Origin of the sequence: Olavius algarvensis spirochete endosymbiont (assembly GCA_900608495.1) — a bacterium.
Lineage (GTDB): Bacteria > Spirochaetota > Spirochaetia > DSM-2461 > DSM-2461 > UBA2779.
Genome location: UWYT01000332.1, coordinates 1 through 1,116 on the forward strand (window position 1 = coordinate 1; position 1,116 = coordinate 1,116).

At 41.6% G+C, this 1,116-nt stretch carries 2 protein-coding genes; both read right to left on the reverse strand.

Features of this window, described 5'->3' with window-relative positions; genetic code table 11:
- Positions 1-165: 165 nt before the first annotated feature.
- The gene (locus tag S1OALGB6SA_RS11005) at positions 166-585 is read right to left on the reverse strand and encodes an RDD family protein (RefSeq protein WP_195910424.1); all 420 of its coding nucleotides are present in this window, start codon (positions 583-585) and stop codon (positions 166-168) included.
- A gap of 2 nt (positions 586-587) precedes the next feature.
- Positions 588-1,116: RHS repeat-associated core domain-containing protein (locus S1OALGB6SA_RS09865; RefSeq protein WP_230204539.1), on the reverse strand; the 529-nt coding region annotated here is incomplete at its 5' end.

Consider the following 1,116-nt stretch of genomic DNA (forward strand, 5'->3'; position numbering starts at 1 on the left):
AATAAGGCATCTTCTGTTTAGCCTTATGGCCATGGACGGCCTAAGGGCGGGCCTGCCTCTGAGGGGGGAATGAGGCTTTGTGTGACGATAGCCGCATATATAGCCAGGCGTATGCCTTCAATTATGTGTGGCGGAGCGATCATTAATAAACTTGTGCTCTGTTGCTTAAGCTTGACCGATTTCAAACACTTTGGTTTTAGTCAAGACGTTGTGTAATCCCTTCCTGTCTCGTCTAAAGGATATAGTAAGAATGCCTATCCCAAAAGTTAAAAGCATACTGACTATTACGAACGAGAGATAAACTAGTATAGACCGTAATATCGAGATTTTATGTCCATCGTAGGTAACCAATCGCACTCCCATCATTTTTTGACCAATAGTCATTCCAAAGACTGACGAAGGTAAAAATGCAAACAGGAAAAAAAGAATTTGCCCAGCAACTCCAAAAACAAGATTAAAGTGAGTATCAGAATATTCGACCAATTCTTTAGTGATTATAGAGAACCTTCCCAAAATTATTATTGCCGCAAACAAAACAGACACCGATAGCACAGCGTCTATTATCAAAGCAAGCATACGTCGCATTGTCAGTTTTGTTTTCTCCAATAATTCTTTGTAGCAGCAGTAAATGAAAAGTCAACTTTTAGTCCAGGGACTCCAATTAGAGTAAAATCAATATCGGCACCCGTTTTGAGCTTGCCTTTACTATCTATCCCAACAGAAACTGTTCCCAACAAATAGGAAAACGATACACTAGGGCCACTATCACCTACGCCCGCATATACACCAAGATTTACAACTTCTAAACCAACACCAATAGACAATTTAATTTCATCTGGCCACTCTTCTTGTAGCCGAGTCAGTGCATCAGAATACAAAGAATAATCGCCAGAAATCTCGCCATCTTCATTAATGAATTGTATGCGATGGTCACCCTCGGGCAGTCCTTGTACTATATCATAAAAAAGAGAAACGGCTTCTGTAATATCGCCTCGGTTCTCTATCTCACCTTGAATTGTTGCATTACTCTGATCGTCGTAGTCCACTTCCACCAGCCCCGCCGGATCCACATACTTCACGGGGTTGTTGCTCACATAGGCATACCAGTTAAGAGCC